The 6,550-nt window shown below is 36.4% G+C and carries 4 protein-coding genes; all 4 read right to left on the bottom strand.

Features of this window, described 5'->3' with window-relative positions; all coding sequences use genetic code 11:
- On the bottom strand, positions 1–632 hold a 632-nt coding region (locus tag AC1DRQ_RS28775; RefSeq protein ID WP_477429157.1), incomplete at its 3' end, for a lipopolysaccharide biosynthesis protein.
- On the bottom strand, positions 633–1,709 hold the full coding sequence (locus tag AC1DRQ_RS28770; RefSeq protein ID WP_477429155.1) for a GNVR domain-containing protein: 1,077 nt from the start codon (positions 1,707–1,709) through the stop codon (positions 633–635).
- 42 nt (positions 1,710–1,751) lie between these two features.
- A complete protein-coding gene (locus AC1DRQ_RS28765; protein ID WP_477429153.1) occupies positions 1,752–4,238 on the bottom strand; it encodes an SLBB domain-containing protein in 2,487 nt (828 codons plus the stop codon).
- A gap of 453 nt (positions 4,239–4,691) precedes the next feature.
- Positions 4,692–6,371 (bottom strand): hypothetical protein, encoded by a 1,680-nt coding sequence (locus AC1DRQ_RS28760; RefSeq protein ID WP_477429151.1) that lies wholly within the window; start codon positions 6,369–6,371, stop codon positions 4,692–4,694.
- Positions 6,372–6,550: the final 179 nt, after the last annotated feature.

The raw sequence follows: 6,550 nt of genomic DNA, 5'->3' as shown, positions 1-6,550 counted from the left end.
GGATTATACTTTGTTTGAATCACTACACAGATTGAGCAAAAGATCAAAGTAAACAAAGATTGCATAACCTGCGCAAATGCAACACCTTGTAAGTTAAATCTGGGTACTAATAAATATGCCCCAACTAATAATAAAAGGGAAGAAAGGCTAAATATGATGGTTCTTATATAATGTTTTTGCATACCGTCTAAAACCGAAGCATAAACACCATTTACTCCGTTAATTACTAAGCAGGCAAGTGAATAAGGTAATATCAGTAAAGCGTCCTTTAAGTATTTGGCAGGTAAAACAAATCTTAAAATAATATCAGCAAATGGAAATATGATTAAGGCTATAAGCAAAAAGAGGCCGCATAAAAACAATGACGCGGTGAAAATTAACTGCTGCATTTTATTTTTATCTCCCTCTGCAGAATACAGCGCCACAAACCTGATCACTGAATCGGCCACTCCAAAATTTGCAAGATTTGCAAGTGATGACGCTGACAATACTACTGACCATACCCCCAGCAGCTCAACTCCCAGCTTTGATAAAAGATATCTATATAACAGAAAGTAAACTAACCCTATAAAAACAACCTGCCCACCCGATGTAATAACATTTAAAAGAACGAGTCTTTTTTTTACTTCCATTTAAACCTTAGTTAATATCTTCCTGAATAGTAAATAGCCGACACTTAAAAATGCCCCTAAAATTAATCCGGTAATAATTCCTGTAACTTTTTTTACTTTATTAACCGCTAATGGTAACACGGGCTTGTCAATCACCTGTATGAGGGGCATCTCCTGCCTTAACGAAATTTTTGAGATCTCTAAATTTTTCACAATCTCCCCGTAAACCGCGGTACTCGCCTGCACATCAATCTGTTTTTTCTGAGACGGCACTTTAAGCGTTAACATTAATGGATTGGCATTGGGCGCCGCATCAATTGCTGATGCAACACCGCTAATAGATTTGTTTAATATTTGTTTTACGCTATCAGCCTGGCGTTGTAAAACCTGCACATTCAAATAACTTTTTTTGGTTTTGGTTAACACATAAAAATTATTAACATTTTCAACAAGCTTATTTGTAAATTCTTTCGCAAATAATTCATCTGGTGAAAGAAACTGAACTCCAATAATATCCAGTTTTTTATCGGGCTTGCCAACACTTAAAAACTTCTTATTAAATAATTCAACAATATCTGTAATTAAACTATCCTGTTTACGATTAAACTTTTCAGGATCTCCTTTAAATGAAATAGCATCAATATTGTCTCTTTCTTTCCACTTAGTCAACAAATCATTATTGCTCACATACCTATCAATTAACAATTGTTTCCTGCCATTAAAATCAGCTTCACTTAATAAAGCTTTCTCTATCATCAGGCGAGATTTGTATAGTTCTAAAATGTTATCACCCTGAAATATTCCACCGCCGTTACCACCGCCAAGATCAATCCCGGCAAGCGAAGCTAAGCCCGCATATTGACCAAGAGCACCACTTTTGCCAGAGTCTTCCAGAACAAATGTGCAAACCGCTGCATAAGTAGGTTTTTTAAAAATGGAGTATCCCAGCCCAATTAAAGCTCCAAGTATAGAAGTTGCTAAAATAACCAACCATTTACTTTTGATATATCCTATCCCGGATTTAATCTTGACAGCCAAATCCATTACAGATATTTCATCTGAATTATTTACAGCCTTTCCCTGATCACCCTTATTCATAAACTTAATTTAGTATAAAGTAATTGATGTTGTTTGCTATACTTATTTACGCAAACTCAAAACCCCTAAAATGATAGCCCCCAGAGACGCTAACCCTGTGGTTAACCCTATAATTGTTTGGGCACTATTACCCTTGCTTGCAGGTTTTTTAGGAACATATACTTCACTTCCGGGTTTAACACCAGGGTGGATATTAAAAAATAAAAATTTACGGGTTCCCTTTACCGTTCCGTTAGGATATACAACATACGCCCCTCTTCTTAATGCCTCCGGACCATACCCGCCAGCATTAGAAACAAAATCATTAAATGATTTTGATTTTTCATAAACCACTGCGCTTGGGTAAAGCACCTGACCGTTTACACGAACAATTTGTTGCTGTTTAGGCACTCTTAAAACGTCGCCATCTTCAAGTAAAAGGTCATTTTTAGATCCTGGTGCTTTTAAAATTTGCGGAAGATCAATACCTACAAAATTATTACGCATCACTGTATCAACATCGTTTTTAGTGGAGTCTTTATAACTTCTCTTTAAACGGGACATGCGGTCTACTCTTTCACGTGCAATTTCTAAAGTATCAGCTTTGCGTCTGTCAATACCCAAAATTGCAATATTGTCCCTTCTTAATGAACCTCCTTCAACATCTGCCGAAGCGGTTAGGCCACCGGCACGGGCAACAAGATCTGATATCTTTTCATTTTTACTTTTTATGGTATATGAGCCTGGGTAAATTACTTCGCCCTCAACTTTTACAGTTTTTTGTTTTTCAAAACCAGGTAATGTATAAATTGATACTATATCAAATGGGTTTAATACAAAATTAGCTTCTGCCGGTTTTAACTGCCCATCAATATTAACACTAAAAACCTGAGCTACAGAACTATTCCGGGATGTTGGATCAGCGTCATTTACCCGCCTTGCCACTTCAATACGCTTTGTGCTGGCTCCTTCCGCAAATCCCCCCGCCTTTAAAATCAGGTCTTCTACCTTCATATTTTCTGAAAAGGCAAATTTTCCAGGTTTTCTAACACTGCCATTAATAGTCACGATGTACTTATCACGCAGATCAAATATGGATGAGATATTAACAATATCTTCACGTTGCAAGGGAATAGTTACAGTTTTGCTTATAACATCTTTTACATTAAACCCTATTATTTCGGTACTATTATCGGGTTTTAAACGAGTAACAGTTCCTCGCTCCATAAAAGCGTCTTCTTTTAAACCTGCGGCTTTTTCAATTAACTGGGTCAATGTTAAACCATTCTGCAATTCAAAATCACCTGGTTTAAAAACTGCACCCTTAATTACAACCCGGTTCTGAAACCTGTTAATAATTGATTCTATAGTATATTTATCGCCCCTTAAAGGAATATAGTTTTTATAATCAGCTTCTAAAACATCCGTTATTTTTCGCTGCTGATCACTAACCTGCGACACTTTGATACGTGCCGTATAAGCGCTATCCGTAAAGCCACCTGCATAGTTTAAAATATTATCCAGGCTCTCTCCCGGTACAACTTCAAATAATGCAGGAATTTTTACTTCCCCCACTAATTGCACCCTTGTGCGGTAAGTAGGTACGCGTACAATGTCCTGATCCTGTAAAGAAACATTATCTTTTTGATCGCCCTTAACCAAAAAATCGTAAACATCCAGGTGCCTTATGATACGATTGTTCCTGATCACCTCTATTTGTCTTAAACTTCCATTATCGGTAGGTCCGCCTGAAGCATAAAGTGCATTAAAAACAGTGGATAGTGAAGATAATGTATAAGTACCCGGCTTTTGAACCTGCCCAACTATAATTACTTTAATACTGCGTATATTGCCCAGTGATACCTGCACGTTAGTACCACGCCCAATGGCGTAATTATTAGCCGCCAGTTTACTCTTTATATTTGATGTAGCCTGCTCAATAGTTTTCCCCCCAACGTTTAAAACACCAATACCCGGAATATTAATATTACCCTCGGGCGAAACTTCTAATTTCCAGTTTACCGAAGAATTACCATAAACATTGATATTAAGCTGATCATCCGGACCAATAATGTAGTTTACAGGTGTGGCCAGTTTCAAATTAGGTTCAAAAGAGCTGTTTTTGTTTTTAAAAATGTCTGCTCCAAATATTTTAGGTTTTAAACTTTCAAAAAAGTCCTTTTTAATAAAAGTGGTATCAAGGCTGTCTGGTTTATAATTTAACTTGCGCCCTGTTTTGTTGTCATCGTTAGTGGTATCTACCGGGTTACTCTTCCCTGTGGCTTTATTGCGAATTTCCTGGATCCTAACCTGCAATTTTTGAATTTGACCACTGGTCATACCTCTTGTTTGGGCCTGCTGAATTAACTCAGTATCACTTAAACCTGCATTTTGTGCTTGTTGCAAGAGTTGTGTTATTTGCTGATCAGAAAGATCATCTACATTAATAGAAGAGAGATTTTGAAGGTTGGTTTGGGCCGAGGTTTGTTTAATAACCCCGAAACAAATAATGATAACAACCAAAAATATACGAAAGTTAATTTTGTTCATGGTTAAAGGCCATTAGAGTATAATATGACATAATACCCCAATAAAAAGTATTTATTTTTCGCAAATGTAAATCAATTTATTATTAATGAACTGTACAAAAGTTTTAATTTTACCTAAAAGGCATGTTGATCATTACAGTTATCATTTATAATAGTTATTGCCAGTAACTTATCTGCTAAACTCATTTACATTAATTTACCTATTAAACCACCAATTGAATAGTGGTTCACAATTTTACTTACATTATTATATATATCAATAAGTACTGCTATGTGTATTATGGCGCATCATCTGCAACAATATTGGGTTCATGGTATTTGATTTACTAAAATTACAATTCTTCCGGCTTCTGTGTTACTCATGCACACTATACGAATCATATTGGTCTTATATAACACCAGCCTGAAAAAATAAAAAGAGTTGGTTATAAAACTCTGATCAAATGCCTAATGATCATTCAAAATAATAGGTCAGATTGATCCTTGCATGTAAATTAAAGCTGCTACCATGATTGTATTGATAGTTTAAAGAGTAAACAGGAGTAAGCTCGGTCGAAATAAGGTATTTTTTTAGTTTTATGTTGGTATAAAAAGTATTGGCAATATCTACCCAGTGCGAATTAAAATTACCTGTTCCGCTAAAGGCGCTATAATACAGGTCGTTATTATGAACCTGCCTTTCAAGCATTATTCYGTATGAATTTAATCCCTTTAGGTAACTAATATCCAACACAAAACTATTACCCCCGGGTCCAATTCCGGCGCCTATGTATCTGCCATCATTAGTATAACCGTCTCTCGGGCTCGAAAGATGCGTATACCAGGTAGGTTCATCTCTTAATAAAAAAGTTACGGATCTTTGTAACTGGGTTATTTCGGCTTTTAATTGCAAGTAATTATCCTTTGCCAATTCAAACAGCTTTCTACCCCCAAAAGTGTATGCTGCCGAATGTGCAGGTTCCTGTAAAAAATCGTTAAAACTTCCTGTTCTGTCGTTCCTTCCCCATTCAAAGTAAAGTTCTGCATTATACAAGGGCAACAACTGCCGAATATTGATTGCAAATGAAAAATCCTGACCATCCCCCCTGGTCGCGTTTCCAATGTCATTAGCCTTAAGAGATGAACCAGTAATTACGGGGAACAGCCTGCGAAAAATATTCTTTTTATTATAGATAGAATCCTTATCTAAATAATCATATCCTGTAATTCCCAAATACAAACCCTTTAACCATTTTGGCTGCYAGTTAACCGTATAGGCTGATATGTACCGGGTAACCTCGGGCTTGGGAATAAATAAGCCTTTACCATATACCAATTTATTGGTATCAAGCGGCAAATATCCCGACTGCTTTAAATTACCACCTATTATTTGCCACTCAAATGATCCTATAGCGGTTTTTATGGGTTTTACCGAATTAAATGTCCAGTGTAAAAAACCAGGGGCCGAATTACTCATCATGATAGAATTTCTTACTCCCGGGCCCCACCAAATATTTTCTGTTGAAACTCCGGCCTCCATATTTTTAAAATTGACCGTTACTTTTGATTGTCCCGGATACAAATGCTGTAAAGATTTATTGCCAAACCGTTCAGGTGCATCAATGCCATTTATGGTATTATAGTAGGCTGCCAGTAAAGTGGCCGAGTTATTATTGGCCTGCACATCGGCAAACGTATCAAATCTTTTATTTTGAGCATATACAAATTCGGGTTTTACCTGTATCCTGAATATCCCTGCTGTTAATAAAAATCCGCCGCTCAGCATAGTCTGATAACCGGCATTTGGATATAATGATGAATTATTATATCCATAAGGCCGCTTTGTATTATATTCATTAAGCCAGTTAAACGGTAGTAGTTGTATGCCCGAAGGTTGCCCCATCAATTTAAATTTCGCAAACATTTTGCTTGCCACAAGCTTTTGCAGTGATGAATCAGCCCCACTCCACTGGCTGTTTACCGGCCGGATACTAAAAGAAGAAAGGTTATCGCTTTTACCCATTATCTGATCTCTTCTGGCAATATCTTCGGCATAACTTCCTATCGGTATAGTTTGTGAAGAAGCCTTTGTAATACATAAAATCAACAAGCAAATTGATGCCAGCACTTTTTTCACTATCCTGAAAGATAACATTGGGGAACTGCTAAGAATTTTAAACGAGTGCATTATATTTTTTTGAATAAGAAAGCTTCAATACAATTTCAAAAACTTCTTTTAAACGCGTAACGTAAGGGTTGACCCACTAAACTACTTATCAATAAATCACCGTTTAATACAACTAATTTACATTTTAATAATGCAAAATATGCAAT

The organism is Mucilaginibacter sp. P4_E8 (assembly GCF_056401495.1).
Note: the sequence above shows the minus strand (reverse complement) of the source record. Positions and strands in the feature narration are given on the sequence as shown.